Here is a 20,394-nt window from a genome sequence, read left to right as displayed (position 1 = left end):
TCAACTACGAAGGGATTTCGCCGTGCGCTGGCTCAGGATTGCCATAGGCTTGACCGTTACCCTGCTGACGCTGCTCTGCGTGCTCCCGGCCCTGGCCGCGCCCGGCAGTGGCTGGGCGATATTGCTCGACGAACAGGGCGATCTGAAACTGAGCGACATCCGCTCAGCCCGCTATACCAATCAATTCAGCCCCATTGACCTGGACCACCTCAAGGCAGCCGAGCCGGGTGGAGCCCTGTGGCTGCGTTTCCGACTGGCTCCCGACAAGCATGAGCAGATACTGCGCATTTTTGCGCCTGACCTGTCGCGCCTGAATCTCTACGTGCTGGACGGCGATGCCCTGGTTGACCAACAGATCAACGGCAATGCGCTGCCAAGCTCCGAACAACCCGTGCCCAGCAGCGATTTCATACTTGCACTGCCTCGCAGCGATAAACCCCTCGACGTCTACCTGAGGCTGGCATCCCGTTACGAACTGCGCCCCTACGTCACCCTGCAACCGGCCGTCATGGCGGCAGCCGACCAGAACCAGACGTTGATATATGGGCTGCTATTCGGCTGCATCGCCATGCTGATCCTGCACAACCTCACCCGCTACGCCTACACCCGGTCACGTAGTTGCCTGTGGTTGGCGGCCTGTGAAGGACTGCTGATGCTCAGCCTGGTCCTGCTGCTGAACCTGGCCGGCGCCTGGCTGCCAAACTGGCCGGCGATCCAGACGCCAGGCGCTTACCTGGCCCTGTTGCTGACAGCACCCTGCGGCTTGATGTTCGCCTATCGCTATTTCGCGCCGCTGGGATCGCATCCGCTGAACCGGCTGTTGCTGGGCGAAATTGTCTTCATCATGCTGTGCAGCCTGTTGCTGCTGTTCGTCAACACGCTGCCGCTCAATATCATGACCTATGCACTGGTGGCCTTGGCCGGTTTGAGCATGCTGTTTGTCAGCGCCTGGCATTGGCAGAAGGGCTATCGCCCGGCACGGCTGTTTGTCGCCGCCATGGTGGTGTTCAACCTGGGCACGCTGATCATTCTCCCGGCTCTGCAAGGATTGACGGAAGTCGCCCCCCAGGGACTGATCGTCACGCTGCTGGTGATCATCTGCATCAGCGGCCTGCTGATGAGCGTCGCGTTGGGCGAGCGACAGCGATCGATAAACGAGAGTCGCTTCAGCATCAGCCGCGACCTGGCGGCAAGTAACGCCGAGATCAACGCCAAGGCTGAATTCCTGGCCAAGATCAGCCACGAGATCCGCACGCCGATGAACGGCGTGCTGGGCATGACGGAACTGCTGCTAGGCACGCCGCTATCGGTCAAGCAACGCGATTACGTACAGACGATCCATAGCGCCGGCAATGAACTGCTCACCCTGATCAACGAAATCCTCGACATTTCCCGTCTCGAGTCGGGGCAGATCGAATTGGACGATGTGCAGTTTGACCTCAACGCACTGATCGAGGACTGCCTGACTATCTTCCGCGCCAAAGCCGAACAGCAAAATGTCGAGCTGATCAGTTTCATCCAGCCCCAGGTACCGCGGGTGATCAGCGGCGATCCGACACGGCTGCGCCAGGCGCTGCTGAGCCTGCTGGAAAATGCCTTGAAGAAAACCGATGAGGGCGAGGTATTGATCGTCGTCGCCCTCGACGAGCGCAGCGATAAGCCACGCCTGCGCATCGCGGTGCAGGACAGCGGATCGCCCATGGACGCCGAGGAGCGCGACATGCTGATGCACGCCGAACTGCACAGCAAGAATGTCCTCTCGGCCACGCGGCTAGGTGGCAACCTGGGCCTGATCATCGCGCGCCAGTTGATCATGCTGATGCATGGCGAATTCGGCATCAAGAGCGGCAGCAGCCAGGGCAGTACCTTATGGCTGACCTTGCCGCTGGACCCGGATCGCCTTGAGCACCCGACCTCCGATCTCGACGGCCCGCTGCAAGGGGCACGTGTGTTGGTCGTCGATGACAACGATACCTGCCGCAAGGTGCTGGTCCAGCAATGCAGTGCCTGGGGCCTGAGTGTCAGCGCGGTTCCCTCGGGAAAGGAAGCCCTGGCGCTGCTGCGTACCAAGGCTCACCTGCGAGATTATTTCGACGTGGTGTTGCTGGACCAGAACATGCCTGGCATGACTGGCATGCAATTGGCTGCCAAGATCAAGGAAGACCCGAGCCTGAACCACGACATCCTGCTGATCATGCTGACCGGCATCAGCAACGCCCCGAGCAAGGTTTTGGCGCGCAACAGTGGGGTCAAGCGCATCCTCGCCAAACCGGTGGCCGGCTATACACTCAAGACCACCCTGGCGGACGAGCTGAACCAGCGCAACAAAGGCCAGGCGCCGAACATCCCGGTCAATGCCGGCCCTCCCGTTACGGTAAAGGTACCCAGCGACTTCCGCATCCTGGTGGCCGAAGACAACAGTATTTCCACCAAAGTCATCCGCGGCATGCTCGGCAAGCTCAACCTGCAGCCCGACACTGCCAGCAATGGCGAAGAAGCGCTCAAGGCCATGAAGGAGCACCGCTACGACCTGGTCCTGATGGATTGCGAGATGCCAATCCTCGACGGTTTTTCCGCCACCCAGCAACTGCGGGCGTGGGAAATGGGAAACCAGCGGACACGTACCCCGGTGGTCGCGCTGACCGCTCACATCCTGGCCGAACACAAGGAGCGCGCCCGCCAAGCCGGAATGGACGGACACATGGCCAAGCCGGTGGAGCTGTCGCAGCTGCGCGAGCTGATCGAACACTGGGTGGCCCAGCGCGACCAGCAGAACCATACGGCGCAAACGTCTTGAGCCGACAGACGCCGAAGCGCCTGATAGACTCCCGTCGTCTTCCTTCGTACTGAGCCTTGACCATGCTCCATGTGCTGTTCAGCGTTTACCTGAAAATGTTGGTGCTCTACAGCCCCTTCTTCGTACTGTCGTGTTTTATCGGCTTGACTCGAGGCTACTCGCGCAAGGAACAACGTCGCCTGGCCTGGAAGGTCGCGACCGCGACGCTGGTCTCGAGCGTATTGCTGTACTTGTTTGGCAGGGTGATTTTCAGCGTGTTCGGCATCACCGTGGATGCGTTCCGCATAGGCGCCGGCAGCGTGTTGTTCATTTCGGCGCTGGGCATGGCCCAGGGCAAGTCGGCGGTTCAGACCGACAATGTCCAGCAGGACGTAACCATCGTCCCGCTGACCATCCCCTTGACCGTCGGCCCTGGCACCATCGGTGCCCTGCTGGTGATGGGCGTGAGCCAGCCGCACTGGGACGACAAACTCATGGCCATCATCAGCATCGCTTTGGCGAGTTTCACCGTGGGCGTGGTGCTTTACCTGTCCAGCCGCATCGAGCGGATTCTGGGCGACCAGGGCTTGCAGATTGTCAGCCGGTTGATGGGGCTGTTTGTCTGCGCCCTGGCAGCGCAGATTATCTTTACGGGAGTGAGAGGCTATCTGGTGCCATAAGCTCGGCCGTGGTGATTCAGGCCCGTTTGCGACGGCTGAACCGTTTGCTCAGAACCTCCTGGCGATGTTCGCCCAGATATTCTTCAATTAGCTGCCTGAAGCGCTCATAATTCGCCGGATTAAAGGTCACGTACGACTTGCCACGGAAAATCTCCCGCGCCGAAGCACGCCAGTTCACGAAAAGAACACCTCCGTTACTTGAAGTGCCGGTCTGTCTGATCGAACTGGAGGAGGCGATCAGGATACCGTTGGACAATTGCTCGCAAGGGATGACAGACAACCGTGCGCCATCGGCCGACAGGGCTTGGGTGCTGAACAGATTGAGGGCTCCCTCGTCCTGTTTCAAACCGTCGATCGTGGTGCTGACCACCGTGCCCAGCACCGACGCCGCTGGAGCGCTCGCTTTCACGCCGTCGATGATCCCTTTGACGATATCCTTGATCACCAAGTCCATGTCCACCTGCAGAGAGCTCTCGGTATAACGCGAGTAACCATCATCCGAGATGAAACATCCGAGCTCATACAAGCATTTGATGAATTCCACGTACCACGCATGGGTGTTTTTGCCGCCTGGTACAAGCTCGTTGGCCTCCATGATCGACATGGTCATGATGTTCTCCATGATCGCCATGTTATTGAGCGACATGTTATTGCCGTAGCCTACCAGTGCATCGCCTAGCATCAGCGCGTCCATTTCCTTCGTTGGATTGTCCTGCACCGACTGCATGACCGACCTGCGCATACGCCGGCTGACAGAAACCTCGGCCTTGCGCCTATCGATACGCGCAGCGATCAATTCAACACTGTGTTCGATACTTAGTTCACTTTCAAAAAGTTCCATAATACTTCCTTAGTTAAATAAACGACCGCTCCTGCGGCCAAGCACAATCTAAATTACCGAACCCGATTCAACAAACAAAACTAGATACAGCATATGTAGCAGCCCCACCCCCACGGCGCGACCCAAACACTTGGAAACCAATAAACCGCCAAACTTTCTTGAAGATCGCCAGCGTTACTGTATTGATGCAGACTCAACCAATAACGGAATTATTTTTATGGACAACCCACCCTTAAGCGGACTGGTAACAGGCCTGAATATGTTTTCATACATAGGGGAACTTTTACCCCAGGAGCACGATGACATAGCTATCTCCAACCACCTCGCGACTCTATCCGCCGACATCGAACACGATCGTTACAGCGATCAAAAAAACTGGTTTGAATACTACATCTACACCATGAGATACATGGGGTGGTCGCTGTATCGAGACTCAACCTTTACAAGTACACGACATATCGTTGCAAATTCGGTAGCGGACTTCCTGGTGGAAAGCGCCGACGCCATGAAGGATTTCCGACAGGCCAATGCGATGATCGATACGTTGGATGCAATGAAATCCAACAACCCGGCCATGCTCTCGTTCGATTCAGAAAGCCGACAAGGTGAGTCATTCCAGATTGTCCCGGCGCGCTACGACTCGGATGGCAACCTCCATATTGCCTTTTATAAGCTTGAGCTGAGGGTAAGCAAAAGAAAAAGCAGTTTTTTATTCTGGAATCTGGAAGAACACTCCGCAACGATCATCCAGCACAAGGCATACATGAGGCTTGACCGGAACGAAATGGATCGAGTCAGAGCTTATCTTAAACAGAAGTCGGCTGGGCAACTCATGAAACGCTTTGACTTGCGAAAAAACCGCCTCATCTGACGCACAAATAAAAGGGTCGCAGCTGCAACCCTTTTATTTTCTTCCGACGTGCAGAACAATCAACTCACATTATTTCCAGCGACAACTCCAAAAGTTCCTCCAGCGTAGTAATGCTCTGAATGTCCGGCAAAGCGCCTAACCGCGCTACGAGCGTCGAAACGGCATAGTGTCGGTTCCCGCCGAAGTCGAGCACGACCTCACCACGTAAGTTGACATCAGTGGCAAACACTTCACGACAGACCACACTGCATCCGCTGTTCGGGTCAATGATCACCAAATGCTCATCGACTTGGCTCAACAACAATAGGTCGGGCTCTTCGAGCTCCCAGATTACCTTGCCGGGCGTTGTTGCCACGTCGCCCAGCGAATGTCGACAGTCGAGAATGACTGACTCAAGCCGCCGCCAGACCGATTTCGATAATCGGTAAGTCACCGCACCCTGACCCACGCGCAAGACCAGGGTGGTGACATCGTCAGGCATCACTGCCAGGAGATCATCGAGGATGGTTCCCTGGCTCTCGACGACCATTACCTCGCCTTTGCGCTGGGCATAGTTGAGCGGCCCAGCTTGCCCCTGCCGCGGAAAAGTCAGCAATGTCCCTTTCTTGCTTTCGCGAAGTAATACATTGTCCTGCCGCTGGGTTCCCAGCACTTCATATGCGGGCGGGAAGGCCGCCTTCGGCACTCGGATGACCTGCCGGGTCCGGGCGACGAACCACGTCAGGTTGTCGAGCTCCTCCACCGTCAGCAGCGCGCTGTGAGACGGGGAGCTGGCCAGCCGCTCAAGTGCCTCCTGTTCATGACCGCCCTGGGCGACTACCCATTCATGGGTGACGCCAGTGATCATTGCCGGCTCGTGATCGCGCAGTCTGACCACCAGCCCTTCATAGGTGACGCCGCGCAGTCCCGGCCCATCGGCCACCAGCCCGATAAACTGCCAGGGGGCCCACTCACGCTCCGCCACGAGCAATACATCAGCCTGTAGCAATCGCGAACCTTGCCCGAACGCGTCCCCTGCCTGTTTCTGGTCGATGAGGGACTGGCGCAATACCTCACCCCTCTCAACGTCGAATAACCAGGCAGCTTCGCCATCCGGCGTTACGCCCAGCAGGCGGACTTCCGTTGCCTGCCTCGACTCCACCAGCAACAGCCGGTTGTTGATATACCAGGCGTACAAGCTGGTTTTACCGCTGGAATCGGTCAAGCCCATAAGAGCAAAGCGTTCAATGGAATGCCGCCGGGCCAATGGTTCCAACGCCGGCCACCAAGACTTCTGCTCTTGATTCTTGAACCACTGGTTGTTCACGCCGCCCAGCACCAAGGCTCCTTCGCTGGTCAGGTTAAAGAACAAGTCATCGAAAGTCGCGGTCACGTATCCATGGTGGGCGACAAAAACCTCCTTTACGTTCCCGGTCTGCATCCACCGGTTGGTCCACTGTCCTTTGCCGTCCACGACAGTTCGCTGCCTGCGGCACACTGTCTTGTAAGTTTCGTCATAAATGACAAACGCATCGCCTTTGCCTGCTTGCGCCAACAACCTCAGCCCGGTCATATGTTTTATGGAGTCAGGCCAACCACGGTGATGCTTGGGTCTTGGGGCGGGACGAATGATCAGATTGTCGTCGCGACGTACCCAGGCCATGTCCCGGTACGCTTCATCTGGCTTCCAACAGACGGTTACAAAGGGAGCCGGTTGCCAAGTGACGGTCTCGTAGGTGTGCTCGTTGCCGAAGGATGGCGCATAGACGTAGCCATCGGGGAGCACTTTTGACCATTCGCTCAAGTGCTGGCTGGCGTTCAGGAGCGTTTCCAACCCAGTGTCGAGGTCTCGGATGACTGAAGTCAGCAGCAGTTGCTCATCGTAAATCACATAGGCCAGCTCATCGTGGACCCCGCCCTTGCGAGTGATGTGCTGTACGACATGGATGATTCCCTGCGCGTCTGCCTCGACACTTTTGATTACCGCGTCCACAGTCAGTGAACCCCACAGCCAATAGTGCCGGCTCAGCACTCCGGTGGTGGCATCGACCTGCCAGATCCTTAAGTCTTTCGGATCGTAGAACCAGGCATAACCATCCACTACCGCCCCCAGAGACGTCGGCTCATCGCCTACGATTTCGTCACGGATGTAGAGAAAACGGTCCTCTTTTGCATCGTACCAGGCGGTGACGCGTCGGTTTTCTTTCGGGTCTTCGAATGGAACCAGATAACCATGTACCGGCGTATAGGACGCCATCAGGCGATGCTGTTGGTTCAGGGCCTTGAGATGTTCCCGCAATACCTGTTGATCCAGTCCCGATGGCACCACGTCCTCGACAACATTGAGCTGACGAGTGCTCCAATCCACTTGAAATAGCTGCTCAGTGCCGATCCGGATCAGAACCCCGTGTTGTCCTGTTCCAGTGAAGGAAACCTCAATTTCACCCATGGAGATTTTGTCCCCGGAAGACTCGAACCGAATATCGCTTTCCTTCGCTCCAGGGGCATCCAGTACCCAACTCGAGTTCAACGGTCGCACCGTATCGAAAGTAACGCTCGCGCCGGGATTGAGCAGCACCGCGCATTGCTTGCCTGCCCCCTGGATCTGATAAGAGACCAGGCCATGCCAGTTTGCAGGCAGTACTGGCACAACCAATGAACGAGCCTTGTCATCGAGTACCACATCGATCCGCGTTGGCCGAAAGTCAGGATTGAATAGGCGATGGACTATGTATTCCCACGGACCCCAGAAATCAAACAGCCATTTACCGGCAGTGTTTTCTTCCAGACGTCGCCCCGTGTCGAAACCTTTGTCATTGCGTGTCGTAGCGCCGGGCAGAGCCTTGTATTCATATAAATAACAAGTCTGTGGCGTGCAGGGCAAAACGATGCCCTGGCCGACGGGAGGTGCGAATCCGACCTGACGTGGCAGTCTCAGCCCCTCACGAATATTGATCGCACGCTCGTAATCCCATTCCAACGTCGGTACCCCAAGGTGGTCACGCTGTGGATACAACTTAGGACTGTCCAGCACCAGCACTCCTCTAGCCAAGTCCACCGTCTGGACGATCAGTGAGGGGCGCGGCAGCCAAGCGTTCGAGTCAGCACTGAACTTGAAGGGGTGAAGATGGGCGTGCTCCACCTCATCGAAAAACAGCCCGACTTGCTTGGCTTCTTCGGCAATGGTGGCGAACCCTTGGGCCAGTGCCGCCACCCCAACCGCCAGCCCTCCCAGTATCACCGAAGCGCCGCCCAGCATCGCCCCGGCTGTCGCGGCGCCGACCACAGAGGCTCCCAACGCCGCCCCCGACAACGCCAGCCCGGCCGAGTCGAAAGCCAATTGGGTACCGAACTGGGCACGTTCAACTTCACTGTCTGCATTCGCTAGTTGATAGATATCGAACCCAACATTCGCTAACTGCAAGAGCCCTCCAGTCGCTTCGCTCGCGGTGGTGCCCACGGAGGCCTTGACCACTGGCGCGACGGTGCTGGCAATAAGCTTCTCTTGCGCCAACGCTTTGCGGATCAGACCGACCAGCTCGACGATGTCGGCCACGTTGCCATGTGCTAACTGCGCGTAGTTGACATAGGCATGCAATCGCACCGCCCAGGAAAGCGTGCGACCGTCCCCTTCCCGCCCCCTCAACGCGTTCATCAAGGCTTGTATGGCGAAACCGGCGTTCAAGGTGTGAACGCTGCCCACCGCCGTGGGATCGTTCAAAACGGTAGGGTGGTTGGCCAACGTTGAAAAACGTTCAGTGAGGTAGGTCTTTATTCGCAAAGCACGAGGGTCGTTCGTTTGGATCTGGATGGGGTGCTCAGAATCGGCGGGATCGATCATGCTCATCCGGTATGTCCCGTCCGACATGACCTCCACGGTATCGAACAACGGGGCGAGTTCGGGCTTGAGCTTATTGATCTGCTGCAGGTGAGCAGTCGTTTCGGCGATCTGTTGCGCCCACCAGTGACCATCCAGCGTCAGCAGGCAACTACCCAGCCGCGGGTTGTCTTGCAGTGATTGCCCTCTGGCACTGGCAACGCGTTGCCTGACCGAACGTTGCGGCTGTCCAGGCAATGCGTCGGGTTGCAACAGTTCCGAAACCCTCACGGCATTGGGTAACACCTCCCGTGTCACGCGCGCGCCGTCCAGCTCGATCAAGTCGAAGGAGGGACGAGCCGCATCACCATAGGCGGCATATTGGCCGGCCATTCCTTGCTTGACGAAAAACGCCTCCAGCGCCTCGGCGAAATCTGCGGAGCTTTGGAACTCGAACACTCCAAAATTCGGATCGTAGAAATGATAGGCACTGCTTTTGCCCTCAGACGTCTTGGCGACCAGCATGGCATGGTTATCGGAATTGAGCATCAGCGTAGCGACTGGCTTATTCAGCAGGATTGCTACGATGCTCTTCAGGTCAGCGCGTGCCAGCGCGCTCCCTACGTCGCCAACCCGCATGTCACGCATCGATTCCACACTTTGCAGGAAAACCGCTGAATCAGGGGTGTCATGCTCGACAATCGCCAAGTCGAACCGATCGCACAGGGTTTTAACCGCCCCCGGCCCCTTCGAAAAGGCTGCCGCCATCGCCAGGGACAACGGATAACACCGTCCGGCCACCCGATCGCCCGGCCCCTGGAGCAACAGATCCTGCGGTACCGACCTGAACTTGTCGGGGTCGGTCGCTGACAGAATATCGTTCAGCCGCATGACGACACGGACCCGATACTCGTGCAGCGCTGCCTGCTGGATACGGGCGGCATGCTGGCCCCATTGACGTAACGTCAACGGTTGTTCAAGGCTTATTTTTTTCAGGCTCAGTGCGGTTTCGTCCTGCCTGGGAAGAACGTCCGCCATGCTGGCCAACCCCGCCACGAATGCCGGCGCTTGATGAGCGAACAATGCGCGCTCGATGGTCGCGTAGTCGTTGACCGTTCCAGGTTTCCTGAAACCATTGATCAAGTTGTCCAATTGCGGGCGAACCGCCTCGAAGCTGCGATTATCCAACGCCTTTGCCCCGATCAAGGCCCCCAGGTGCAGACGTTGCAAGGGGCTCAACCGAGAGACATCAAGGTGACCTTCGGCGAGTTGGTGCAGAACTTGCGAGACAGTCAATGGTTGCGTCTGTGAATCGCTCAACGATGCTGGCGGTATTGCACTGGCGCTTTGGGCAACGATCGACTGGCGGTCATCAAACCCCAGGGGAATGACCCTGTCGAAGGTCACTGTACCGGTATGGCCAAGGTTCATGGCCGTCATGAAGGGCTCACCGAGTTTATCGGCCAGTTGCTGCAACAAATCGGTGGACAGCACATGGCGTCCTTCAATCACCGGCCAGCCCTTCTGGAAATCGATGCTTCGCCACTTGAGCAATTCTGTTATGTCCGCTGCATAGCGTGCTCGCATCCGCCCCTCGGTCCAGCGAGCCTTTTCAGCCGCGAACCAGGTGTCGTTGCTTTCAGCGTTCTCCATCCATGAATGATCTTTTTCCTCCTCCGTAGCGTTGTTGAAACCGGTGCTCAATCGAATGGCTTTGCGCACCTGCTCAGCCACTTTTGGCGTGGAATACCTGCGGGCATATTCCAGCAGACCCGCTCGCACAGCGCCCGGCCCCGTCAGGAATATCGAACCCTTAGTCTTCGGACGAATGCCATCGCTGAAGTAATCACTGATCCCGAGGCTTAAGTTCATGGCTGGGTCGTCACCCGTGTTGGCTTCATTCCTGACGATATTGAATTCATCCTTGAGCACTTCGACCGTGAGCTCGAAAATGGGATCGGCCTGAAAAAATTCGATATTGCGCTTTCCGGCTTCTCGCTCGACCGCCAGCAACGCCTGATAGTGAGTCTGCAAGCGCTGGATGATGGCTTCGCATGTCGCCGATCCGGGATGGGTGACAATCAGCGCATTGGATTCTTCCCCCTCAATTTCCGCCAATCGCAAACTGTCGGCCGGAGCGCTGTCCTGCGTAAACGGCACAAATACCTTCTCCAACGACGGGGCACTTTTTGCGAATCGTTCCAACGCTTCGAGATGCTCCGCGGGTATAAGCGTGGTGTAGTCCTTGTATCGATTGAGCAATGCCCCGCGACCCGGCATCCAGTGGGGATTATTGTTCAACAGCAACTGCAACACACCCTGCCGCGCTGCAGGCATCCATTGATTGACATCGATACCTGCCAGGTCACTGGCCAGTGGCGGCAAGAAATCCATGTCGCTGTAGGTCCCACCCTCGCCATGCACCAGCACCAGCCGCGCAATGTCCGACGCGGCCGCGAGATTACCGCGCAAGGACATTTCACGGTTATAAAAATTCTCCAATCGAGAAAATGTCAGAAGCTTTCGAACATCGCGAAGTTGGATACTTTCTTCTTTGAGATTGCCCATGATCTGAGCATTGTTCTTTTTCAGCGCATGCAGGACTGTTTCGTCGCGACCATAGCCACGAACCAATAGATCGATACGCGCCTCATCGGCACTTTTACCTTGTTCAAGCGCCTGTTCGACATGCATGAACATCTGGCGTTTTAATGCCGTTACTCGCGCTTCATAGAGATCAGCCAGATCATTGGCTGATGTAACAGCGTGTTCTTCGCTGAGCCACGCATCCGCTTTGGCCGCCTCGACAATGATCCGATTGGTTTCATGCACCAATAACCCGTCCGGGTCATGCCAGACATTCACAGAGAAGTCGGGCATTGTTTTTTTCCAGAGGCGAAGGTAATCCAATTGGATGTCTCCCAAACCTCCGCCCAGCCAGACGAAGTGCAATTTCTTTGGCACTTCGGTGGCAGGTTGCTTCAGAAGTTCGAGACTATGCTGCAGGCGCGCTTCGTAGTCTTCTATCTTGCTTTGAGCCCCCGCCAGCCCTCCGGCGCTGCCGGGGCCCACCCGTAAATTGGGAGCGCGGCGGCGTCTGCTATTCGCTTGAAACAAGTCAAGCGTGCGCTTCAGCAATGCCAGGGGCGTCAGCATACGAGGGCTGTCCTGAGCCTCGATACAACTGGCGTGATATCGGAGCGCAGCCAGATAGTGTTCAGAATTTTTATAAGGCAACAGCAATCCTTGCAGATCTTCCTGACTTAATAATTTACTAAACTCGACATACTGACTTAAAGCGACAAACTCATTCATAACACAATAATTCCATTTATTGTTACGACCAGATTCGACAACAGCAGGCACTTCCTGTGCACAGGGGTATCTCGACACGCCGACGAGTCTATCGATAAGAAAGATAAAAAAACAAACCAAGCCGAATGATGCAATTCAGGCCGAAAAACGCCAGAACACGCCAATCAGCTAAAACACCTGAGAACCGCAACCAAACATAACGCGCCGCCGAGACTCGCTCAACCAACAAGACACGCGATACCTATTCAAAATAAAACTACGACGCCAGTACCCAGCCAAAAACATCATGCGGGTCGGAGCCACTAACTAAAATCAAGACTCACTATTTTCCGCCACTCAGCGCACAAGTAGAAAAACACATGAGATAAAACAATGAACACTTCATTAAGGGCGGCCCGAACGGACCGCCCGGCTTTCATCCCGCCGGTTGGTTGCCGTACCAGCGAGGGGTGTATACCCAGTCGCCACCTTCGGCGCGAGGAAACACGCAGGTCGTGGATGAGCCAACGAGCACCATGGTGCGCATATCCACCTGATCCGGGGTTAGTTGCCCCAGGGTCGTGACACGCAAGGTCTGGCCCGGCCGCCCGATATCACGTCCCAGGACGACGGGGGTTTGCGGCGTGCGATGTTGCGCGACGATCTCCAAAGCGCGCCCCAGCTGCCATGGTCGGGAACGCGAGATCGGGTTGTAGAACGCCAGGGCCAGGTCGGCCTGGGCCGCCAGGTCCAGGCGCTTCTCGATGATCGACCAAGGCTTGAGGTTGTCCGACAGCGACATTACGCAGAAATCATGCCCCAGCGGCGCGCCGGCCTGGGCGGCGGTGGCCAGAGAGGCCGAGACGCCTGGCAGGATTTGCAGGTCCACGCTATGCCAGCGCGTATCGCTGGACTCGTGCAAGGCCTCGAGCACCGCGGCCGCCATGGCGAAAACGCCTGGGTCGCCCGACGACACCACCACCACGGATCGCCCCTCGGCGGCCAGTTCGAAGGCATGTCGGGCGCGCTGCATCTCTTCGCGATTGTCGGTGCAATGCTGCACCTGATCGGCCCGGAAAGGCCCGGCCATACGCACATAGGTTTCATAGCCCAGCACGTCCGTAGCGCGATCCAGCTCGGCGCGCACGGCCGGCACCATCAGCTCGGCCGCGCCAGGACCAAGACCGATCACTGCCAGACGACCGCGCGGGCGGCCGATTCGTTGCGGGTCGACGGGTTGCTCGGCCACGGCGATGGCTACGCCGTCCAAGACCTGAAGGGATACCGGCTGGCCCATGGCATCGCCCAGCCACTGCGCCACGTTTGCGTTGGCCGCGACAAAGCGCAGCGACACGCCCAAGGTCGAAGCGGCCTGCTGCAATTCAGAGCGCGGCATATCGCTGTCCGCGGCCAACAGGCATGCCAGCGACTGGGGCGCGAGACCGGCCTGGGCCAGCGCTTGCACGCTGAGGTTCAATATATCCGTCGCGCCAGCACTCACCGCGATCACGACATTGCGCGGATAGATGCGCAGCTCGTCCGCTGCCGGTGCTCCAGCGGCACTGTCGATACGGATCGCCAGCCGCGCCTGCGCGTCCTGAGGCAACTGCGCCTGATCCAGCCAAGGCGCCACGCCTTCGACCCGCACCGTTTCACCGGCGAGGAGATCGGACACGAAGCGCTTGCCCTGTTCCAGGTCGCCGAGGCTATAGCCGCTTGGCGGATTGAGCAGGCACGTGCCGAAACGCAATTCGCCGCTGGTGGTGATCGCTGGCGCGACGTGCAGCGTTGCCGCGATGTCCCGGGCCATCCCATTCACACCACCCAGGCCGCCCAACAGTGGCACCACGGCGCTGCCATCCTCGGCCACCGCGAGCACCGGCGGTTCGGCGCCTTTTTCCAGCAACAGCGGCGCCAGGGTACGGATGACAATGCCCGCCGCGCACAGGGCGATGATCGGCGTGTCCTGTTGGTAGAGTTCGCGCAACGTCGCACCAAACTCGAGGTATTGCCGATCACCCTCGACTCGGCCGGCGAGGCCGTGGATCAAGGCGTCGGGATAGCGCTGCTGAATCCGTCGGGCCGTCGCCAGGCTGCCCGGGCCGAGGATGACGATGGCCGGCACCTTGGCGGCCATCAACCCTGCCACCTTTCGCCAGGAACGATGATCAGCGAGAAATACGGCGAAGACATCGGTTCGACTTGATCCAGCGGGACGATTTTCTGATTGGCCATGGTCGCTCGCTCGACGTACAGCGCGCGCTCTGCCAGACCGAGTTCTTCGAGCACCTGGCGGACCTTGGGAAAATTGCGACCCAGTTTCATGATCACCGCCGCATCCGCATCGGCCAGTCGCCGCTTGAGATCCTCGTGCGGCAGCACACCCGACAACACCGACAGGCTCTGGTTGCGGTACACCAGCGGCGCACCCAGCACCGAGGCGCCACCCAGCATCGAACACACGCCTGGAATGACTTCGGTGTCATAACGCTCGGCTAACCGATCGTGCAAGTACATGTAGGAGCCGTAGAAAAACGGATCGCCCTCGCAGATCACGGCCACGTCGCGACCGGCATCCAGGTGCACCGCCAACTGCTCGGCGGCGGTGTCGTAGAAATCGGCGATCACCTGTTCGTAGGACAGCGGCGCCGGCAACGCTTCGGTGGTGACCGGGTAGACCAGCGGCAGCAACGTTTGCGCATCCTGTAAATGAGCCTCGATGATGCCGAAGGCGTTGCCCTTCTTGCCCTTGGCGACAAAGTACGCCACCACGGGCGATTCACGCAGCAGGCGCAAGGCCTTGACGGTAATCAGTTCCGGATCACCTGGTCCCACGCCAAGGCCGATCAGACGTCCAGGCTGCTGCATCATTCAACCTCCGTGGCGAGGGCGTTGACGGCGGCGGCGGCCATGGCACTGCCGCCGAGCCGTCCTTGCATGATCACGAACGGAACGCCACGGCTGTCGGCCGCCAGCATCGCCTTGGACTCGGCGGCACCGACGAAGCCCACCGGAAAACCGAGGATCAGCGCCGGTTTCGGCGCGCCGGCATCGAGCATTTCCAAAAGGTAGAACAGCGCGGTTGGCGCGTTGCCGATGACCACGACGCTGCCCTCCAGATGTGGGCGCCAGAGCTCCAGGGCGGCGGCTGAGCGGGTGTTGCCCAACTCGCGGGCAAGCTCCGGGACGCTGTCATCGCGCAGGGTGCAGATCACTGGGTTATTGGCCGGCAAACGCGCGCGGGTTACGCCTTCACTGACCATCCGCGCGTCGCACAGAATAGGCGCGCCAGCAGCCAGCGCTTCGCGGCCGGCCTTGCCAGCGCCGTCGGAGAATTGCAGCCCGTCGATGGCTTCGACCATGCCGCAGGCGTGGATCACTCGCACGGCAAGTTTCTCCAGATCGGCCGGAATGCGCGCAAGGTTGGCCTCGGCACGAATGATCGCGAAGGAGTTGCGATAGATCTCCTGACCGTCGCGGATGTAATCAAGCATCAAGGGGGCTCCGGGGGTGAGCGTCGAGCCAGTGGCCGAGCGCTTCGATTGTCAGATTGTGTGCTTGCAGCGCGCCGAAACCCGGCAGCGTGGCATCACGAAAATATAGGTCGTAACGACCGGGGGCGACCGCCAGCAAGGTGGCAGGCGCGATGTGTGCCGCCGCGCAGGAACGCGGGCAGCCGGACAGATGAACCTTCACGGCATGACCCTGGCCTTGCAGCAGCTCGGCCAGTTGGCGGGCGTCGGCCTTGGTGTCGGCCAGGGCCTTGGCGCAGCCACTGGAACCGGTGCACGCGATGATCTGCGCCAGGGGCTGATCGAGCGAACACACTAGGCCCAACGCCTCTAGCCGTTCCAGCACTTCCCCGGCGTCCTCACCGCGCACGTTGGGCAGCAACAGGCTTTGCCACGGGGTGAAGCGAAGGCTGCCGTCGCCCTTCTCCCGCGCCACCTGTCCCGCCTCCCGCAGCATGGCCGCATCGAGCCGGCCAAGAGGCACCCCCGCGCCGACGTAGACGCGGTCGTTGCGCTGGGTATGGATGCCGATGTGCAATTCATCGATCGACGCTTCCCGCTGCCAATCCAGGCAAGGTTGCAGGGGCACGCGAGAGGCCAATAGGGTCACGAGTTCATCGTCAGGGATTTCAGACAACAAGTGGCGCATGCGCGTCTGGTCCGGGCGGGCCAGGTCGAGAAACAGCTCCAGCACCGCTATCACCAACGCATGTCCCTGGGCCAGGGGCACCCTGCCCGCTGGCTTGTCCAGCGGGGTACCGGCCAGGCCAAAGGCCAGCCAGGGCTCGCCGTCGCGGACAAGTGCCGACAGCCATAGATCGTGGTGATGTTCGAGCATCGCCAGTGCTTCTCCGCCGTCCAGTTGCACGGCGAACTTGGCCGACAGTTCATGGAAGCGTTCATGAGTTTGCAGGGTGACGAGGATCTGCGCGGCCAACGGGCGGGTGTCGAACAGCATCTGCCGGTCAATCCCGGCCGACGGGCTGAGCATCAGGTTGCGCACGTCATCGCCAGCCGGAGTGCGCGGGCCAAACCCCGCGGCCAGCAGTGGCTCGATCAGCGCGTTGTGCTCGGGACCGATCCCACGGATTTGCAGATTGGCCCGGTTGGTCGCCTCGATCACGCCCCCGGCGAACCGCTCGGCCACCGCCGCCACGGCTTCGGCCTGATCCGCCTGGATGCAGCCACCATCGAGCTTGATCCGACAGATCCCGCCGTCCAGCGCCTGGACGACACGCAGCAACCCCGGACAACCGGAGGGGCGTACGACGAGGGAGGATGGACGTTCGTTCAAAGGAAGACCGGCAAATAAGAAACGCCACAGTGGCGAGGAACGCCATTATGCCTGCTTTACCGCAGGTCATGAAAAGCACGCTGGTCGCAATGCTGGTGGTGGGCACACACGGATGGTCCACGCCGGATCCGCCGGGGCGCGGTATTATGGCGGCCCGGTTCGCGGCTGCATTAAGTCTGCCGATCAACCCAATCTATTCGAGGAACAGAGATGACCCCCTGGCTGACCGTAGTGGGCATCGGTGAAGACGGCTTCAAGGGCCTGGGCCGAACAGCCCGTCATGCATTGCTACGTGCATCGCGCATTGTGGGCAGCGCTCGCCAGTTGGCGTTGCTGCCACTGTGTATCCGTGGCGAACGGGAGTTGTGGCCCAGCCCGTTCTCCCTGGAACCGCTGCTGACGCGGCAGGGTGAACCGGTGTGTGTGCTGGCCAGCGGCGATCCGATGTTCTACGGCGTGGGCGCCAGCCTGGCTAAACAGGTGCCAAGTGATCAGATGCTGGTCATCCCCGCGCCATCCTCCTGTTCGCTGGCGGCGGCACGCATGGGCTGGCCGCTGCAGGACGTGGTCACGCTGTCGCTGGTGGCGCGTCCCTTGGCGGCGCTCAATGGGCATTTATCCACAGGTGTCCGGCTGTTGCTGCTGAGCAACGACCGCCACAGTCCTGCCGCCGTGGCAACGTTGCTGCGCGAACGCGGCTTTGGCCCAAGCGCCATGACGGTGCTGGAGCATTTGGGCGGTGCAACAGAACGATGGATTGACGGTTGCGCCGCGCAATGGTCCGATGAAACCGTTGCCGACCTGAACCTGATCGCCCTCGAATGCAGGGCCGAACCGTCGGCACAGCGCTTGTCACGCCTGGCCGGTCTGCCAGACAGCGCGTTCGAGCATGACGGCCAATTGACCAAGCGCGACGTGCGCGCCATCACCCTCGCCCGCCTCGCCCCGACTCCCGGTGAATTGCTTTGGGATGTCGGTGCCGGCAGCGGCTCCATCGGCATCGAATGGATGCGCGCCCACCCCAGTTGTCGCGCCCTGGCCATCGAAGCCGACGAAAGTCGCCAAGGCTTGATCGAACGCAACCGCGACAGTCTCGGCGTACCGGGCCTGCAACTGATTCGCGGCAGCGCCCCGCAGGCGCTGGAGAACCTCGAACGTCCGGACGCGGTGTTCATCGGTGGCGGCGTCACCCGAGAAGGCGTGCTTGACACTTGCTGGGCCCAGCTCAAGCCCGGCGGGCGGTTGGTAGCCAATGCCGTGACCCTGCAAAGCGAAATGTCCCTGATGCACTGGCGCGAACGTCACGGCGGTGAGCTGATCCGCATCCACATCGCCCAAGCCCAGCCATTGGGCGAGTTCGACACCTGGCGCCAAGCCTTGCCGATTACCTTGCTGGACCTGACGAAACCTCTCGATGCGTGACGAAACCGCCGAACAACCCGCGCCCTTGCGCAGTGGCCTGACCACCGGCAGCTGCGCCACGGCGACCAGCCTGGCAGCCGCGCGACTGCTGCTTTGCGGCACCGAAGCCGACGCCGTGGAAATCGTCTTGCCCAAGGGCAAGCAGGTGCAGATGCGCCTGGAGTTCTGCCGATTGACCGAGCAAGGCGCCGAGGCGGGGACGATAAAGGACGCGGGCGATGACCCGGACGTGACCCACGGCGCCCTGCTGTTTTCCCAGGTGCGCTTGATCGCCGAGCCCGGCGTGTGTTTCGTCGCCGGGCGCGGCGTTGGCACGGTGACGCGACCGGGGTTGGTGCTGGGCGTCGGTGAGCCGGCGATCAACCCGGTGCCACGCCAGATGATCCGCGATCATTTGGGCCGCTTGGCCGAAGAGCGAGGTTATGCCGGTGGTTTCGAAGTCACGGTCAATGTCGAGGGCGGCGAAGCCCTGGCGCTGAAAACCATGAACCCGCGTCTGGGCATCCTCGGCGGCCTGTCGATCCTCGGCACCAGCGGCATCGTCCGGCCGTTTTCCTGCGCAGCCTACATTGCCTCGATCCACCAAGGCATCGACGTGGCGAAAACCAACGGCTACCTGCACATCGCCGCCTGCACCGGCAATGCCAGCGAAGACACCATGCGCCGGGTCTACAACCTGCCGGAAATCGCCCTGATCGAAATGGGCGATTTCGTCGGCGCCGTGCTCAAGCATGTGCGCAAGGTGCCGGTGGAAAAACTCAGCCTCTGCGGCGGCTTTGGCAAGATCAGCAAACTCGCCGCCGGCCACATGGACCTGCACAGCCGCCATTCGAGCATCGACCTGCCACGACTGGCCGAATGGGCGGCGGCCATCGGTGCCGATGAGGCTTTGCAGCAAGGCATCCGAGAAGCCAACACCAGCCAGCAGGCCCTGGCGATGGCCAGCGCTGCCGGCATCGCCCTCGGCGACGCGGTGTGCGAGCACGCCCTGGCCTTCGCGCGCAGTGTGGTGCCGCCCCAGGTCCAGGTCGAAGTCTTCGCCATCGACCGCCAGGGCGGGATTGTCGGCCATGCCGGTGCCTTGTCATGAAGAGCCTTGAAATCAAACGCATCCTGCTGCTCGGCGGTGTCACCGAAGCCCTGGCCATCGCTCGCACGCTCGGGCCCCAGCATATCTACAGCCTGGCAGGCATCGGTCGCATCCCCACCGACCTGACCTGCCAGGTGCGCGTCGGCGGCTACGGCGGCGCTGAAGGGCTGGCGCAATTCATCCGCGCCGAGGGCATCGACTTGCTGCTGGACGCCACCCACCCCTACGCCGCCCAGATCAGCCACAACGCCGCCCACGCGGCCCGCATCTGTGCCATCCCCTGCTGGGCCCTGCGCCGCCCGGCCTGGCAACCCCGGGCAGGCGATGACTGGCGCGAAGTGGCCGACTGGGCCGAACTGATCCAAGCACTGCAACCCTTCCACCGTCCCCTGTTCACCCTCGGGCGTGAGCCGCTGCAACACCTGCATGAAATTCCGCCGGAGCAATTCTGGACCTTGCGGGCCCTGGAGGTTTATCCCGGTAACGAACGCTGCGAAGTGATTGGGGCCCGTGGGCCGTTTCACATCGAGGGCGAGCGAGAACTGTTCGAACGACGGCGGATCGATGTGCTGGTGAGCAAGAACAGTGGCAGCACCGCTACTGAACCGAAGCTGGACGTGGCGCGGGAGCGGGGGGTGCCGGTTCTGGTGTTGAAGCGGCCGGTGTTGGTGGGGGTGGATCGGGAGTTTGGGACGGTGGATGAGGTGTTGCAGGGGCTGCGGCAGTTGATCTGACAGAAAACTGCACCGTCCTACAAGCCTGTCCTGTCAGAACTACGTCAGCAGGCTACATCACCTTGCGTCGCTGCCTACAACTAC

12 protein-coding genes are annotated in these 20,394 nt (G+C 59.9%); 6 read left to right on the top strand and 6 right to left on the bottom strand.

The genetic code is table 11. From position 1 onward, the window contains the following. The first annotated feature begins 22 nt into the window (after nt 1-22). Entirely contained in the window at nt 23-2,797 is a 2,775-nt protein-coding gene (locus HU806_RS07595; RefSeq protein WP_186610804.1) for a response regulator, read from the top strand. A 62-nt stretch (nt 2,798-2,859) separates the two neighbouring features. Continuing rightward, complete coding sequence (gene tspR, locus HU806_RS07590) at nt 2,860-3,456, top strand: type III secretion system genes modulator TspR (protein ID WP_014336378.1); 597 nt, start codon at nt 2,860-2,862, stop codon at nt 3,454-3,456. 16 nt (nt 3,457-3,472) lie between these two features. Here tspR and HU806_RS07585 read toward each other — a convergent pair whose 3' ends face one another. Further along, on the bottom strand, nt 3,473-4,297 hold the full coding sequence (locus HU806_RS07585) for a hypothetical protein (RefSeq protein ID WP_186610803.1): 825 nt from the start codon (nt 4,295-4,297) through the stop codon (nt 3,473-3,475). A 130-nt stretch (nt 4,298-4,427) separates the two neighbouring features. Here HU806_RS07585 and HU806_RS07580 point away from each other — a divergent pair, with 130 nt between their 5' ends. Then, a complete protein-coding gene (locus HU806_RS07580) occupies nt 4,428-5,168 on the top strand; it encodes a hypothetical protein (protein WP_238350133.1) in 741 nt (246 codons plus the stop codon). A 64-nt stretch (nt 5,169-5,232) separates the two neighbouring features. Here the strand turns inward: HU806_RS07580 and HU806_RS07575 are convergent, their stop codons facing one another. From HU806_RS07575 to cobG, 5 genes are all read right to left on the bottom strand, one after another. Then, the gene (locus HU806_RS07575; RefSeq protein WP_186610802.1) at nt 5,233-12,279 is read right to left on the bottom strand and encodes a TcdA/TcdB pore-forming domain-containing protein; all 7,047 of its coding nucleotides are present in this window, start codon (nt 12,277-12,279) and stop codon (nt 5,233-5,235) included. Nucleotides 12,280-12,694: 415 nt separating this feature from the next. Continuing rightward, on the bottom strand, nt 12,695-14,395 hold the full coding sequence (cobJ, locus tag HU806_RS07570) for a precorrin-3B C(17)-methyltransferase (RefSeq protein WP_186610801.1): 1,701 nt from the start codon (nt 14,393-14,395) through the stop codon (nt 12,695-12,697). Continuing rightward, nucleotides 14,395-15,126 carry a precorrin-2 C(20)-methyltransferase gene (locus tag HU806_RS07565; RefSeq protein WP_186610900.1) on the bottom strand — a complete coding sequence of 244 codons (732 nt, stop codon included), beginning with the start codon at nt 15,124-15,126 and terminating at the stop codon, nt 14,395-14,397. Before HU806_RS07565 ends, cobJ begins: the two co-directional genes overlap by 1 nt. Then, nucleotides 15,126-15,752, bottom strand: a complete 627-nt coding sequence (locus tag HU806_RS07560) for a precorrin-8X methylmutase (RefSeq protein ID WP_186610800.1) — start codon at nt 15,750-15,752, stop codon at nt 15,126-15,128. Before HU806_RS07560 ends, HU806_RS07565 begins: the two co-directional genes overlap by 1 nt. Then, a complete protein-coding gene (cobG, locus tag HU806_RS07555) occupies nt 15,745-17,064 on the bottom strand; it encodes a precorrin-3B synthase (protein WP_186610799.1) in 1,320 nt (439 codons plus the stop codon). The genes HU806_RS07560 and cobG overlap by 8 nt, the downstream gene beginning before the upstream one ends. Before the next feature lie 210 nt (nt 17,065-17,274). Here cobG and cbiE point away from each other — a divergent pair, with 210 nt between their 5' ends. Genes cbiE through HU806_RS07540 form a run of 3 tightly spaced genes read left to right on the top strand, consistent with a single transcriptional unit; the run spans nt 17,275 to nt 20,310 of the window. Beyond that, nucleotides 17,275-18,486, top strand: a complete 1,212-nt coding sequence (gene cbiE, locus HU806_RS07550; protein WP_186610798.1) for a precorrin-6y C5,15-methyltransferase (decarboxylating) subunit CbiE — start codon at nt 17,275-17,277, stop codon at nt 18,484-18,486. Further along, nucleotides 18,479-19,576: a cobalt-precorrin-5B (C(1))-methyltransferase gene (locus tag HU806_RS07545; RefSeq protein ID WP_186610797.1), complete on the top strand. Its 1,098-nt coding sequence runs from the start codon at nt 18,479-18,481 to the stop codon at nt 19,574-19,576. Before cbiE ends, HU806_RS07545 begins: the two co-directional genes overlap by 8 nt. Before the next feature lie 11 nt (nt 19,577-19,587). Then, complete coding sequence (locus tag HU806_RS07540) at nt 19,588-20,310, top strand: cobalt-precorrin-6A reductase (RefSeq protein WP_186610899.1); 723 nt, start codon at nt 19,588-19,590, stop codon at nt 20,308-20,310. Nucleotides 20,311-20,394: the final 84 nt, after the last annotated feature.

This window comes from Pseudomonas sp. SWRI154 (assembly GCF_014268645.1).
Taxonomy (GTDB): Bacteria; Pseudomonadota; Gammaproteobacteria; order Pseudomonadales; family Pseudomonadaceae; genus Aquipseudomonas; species Aquipseudomonas marvdashtae.
The sequence above is the reverse complement of the archived record's forward strand: the minus strand, read 5'-3'. Positions and strand labels throughout refer to the sequence as shown.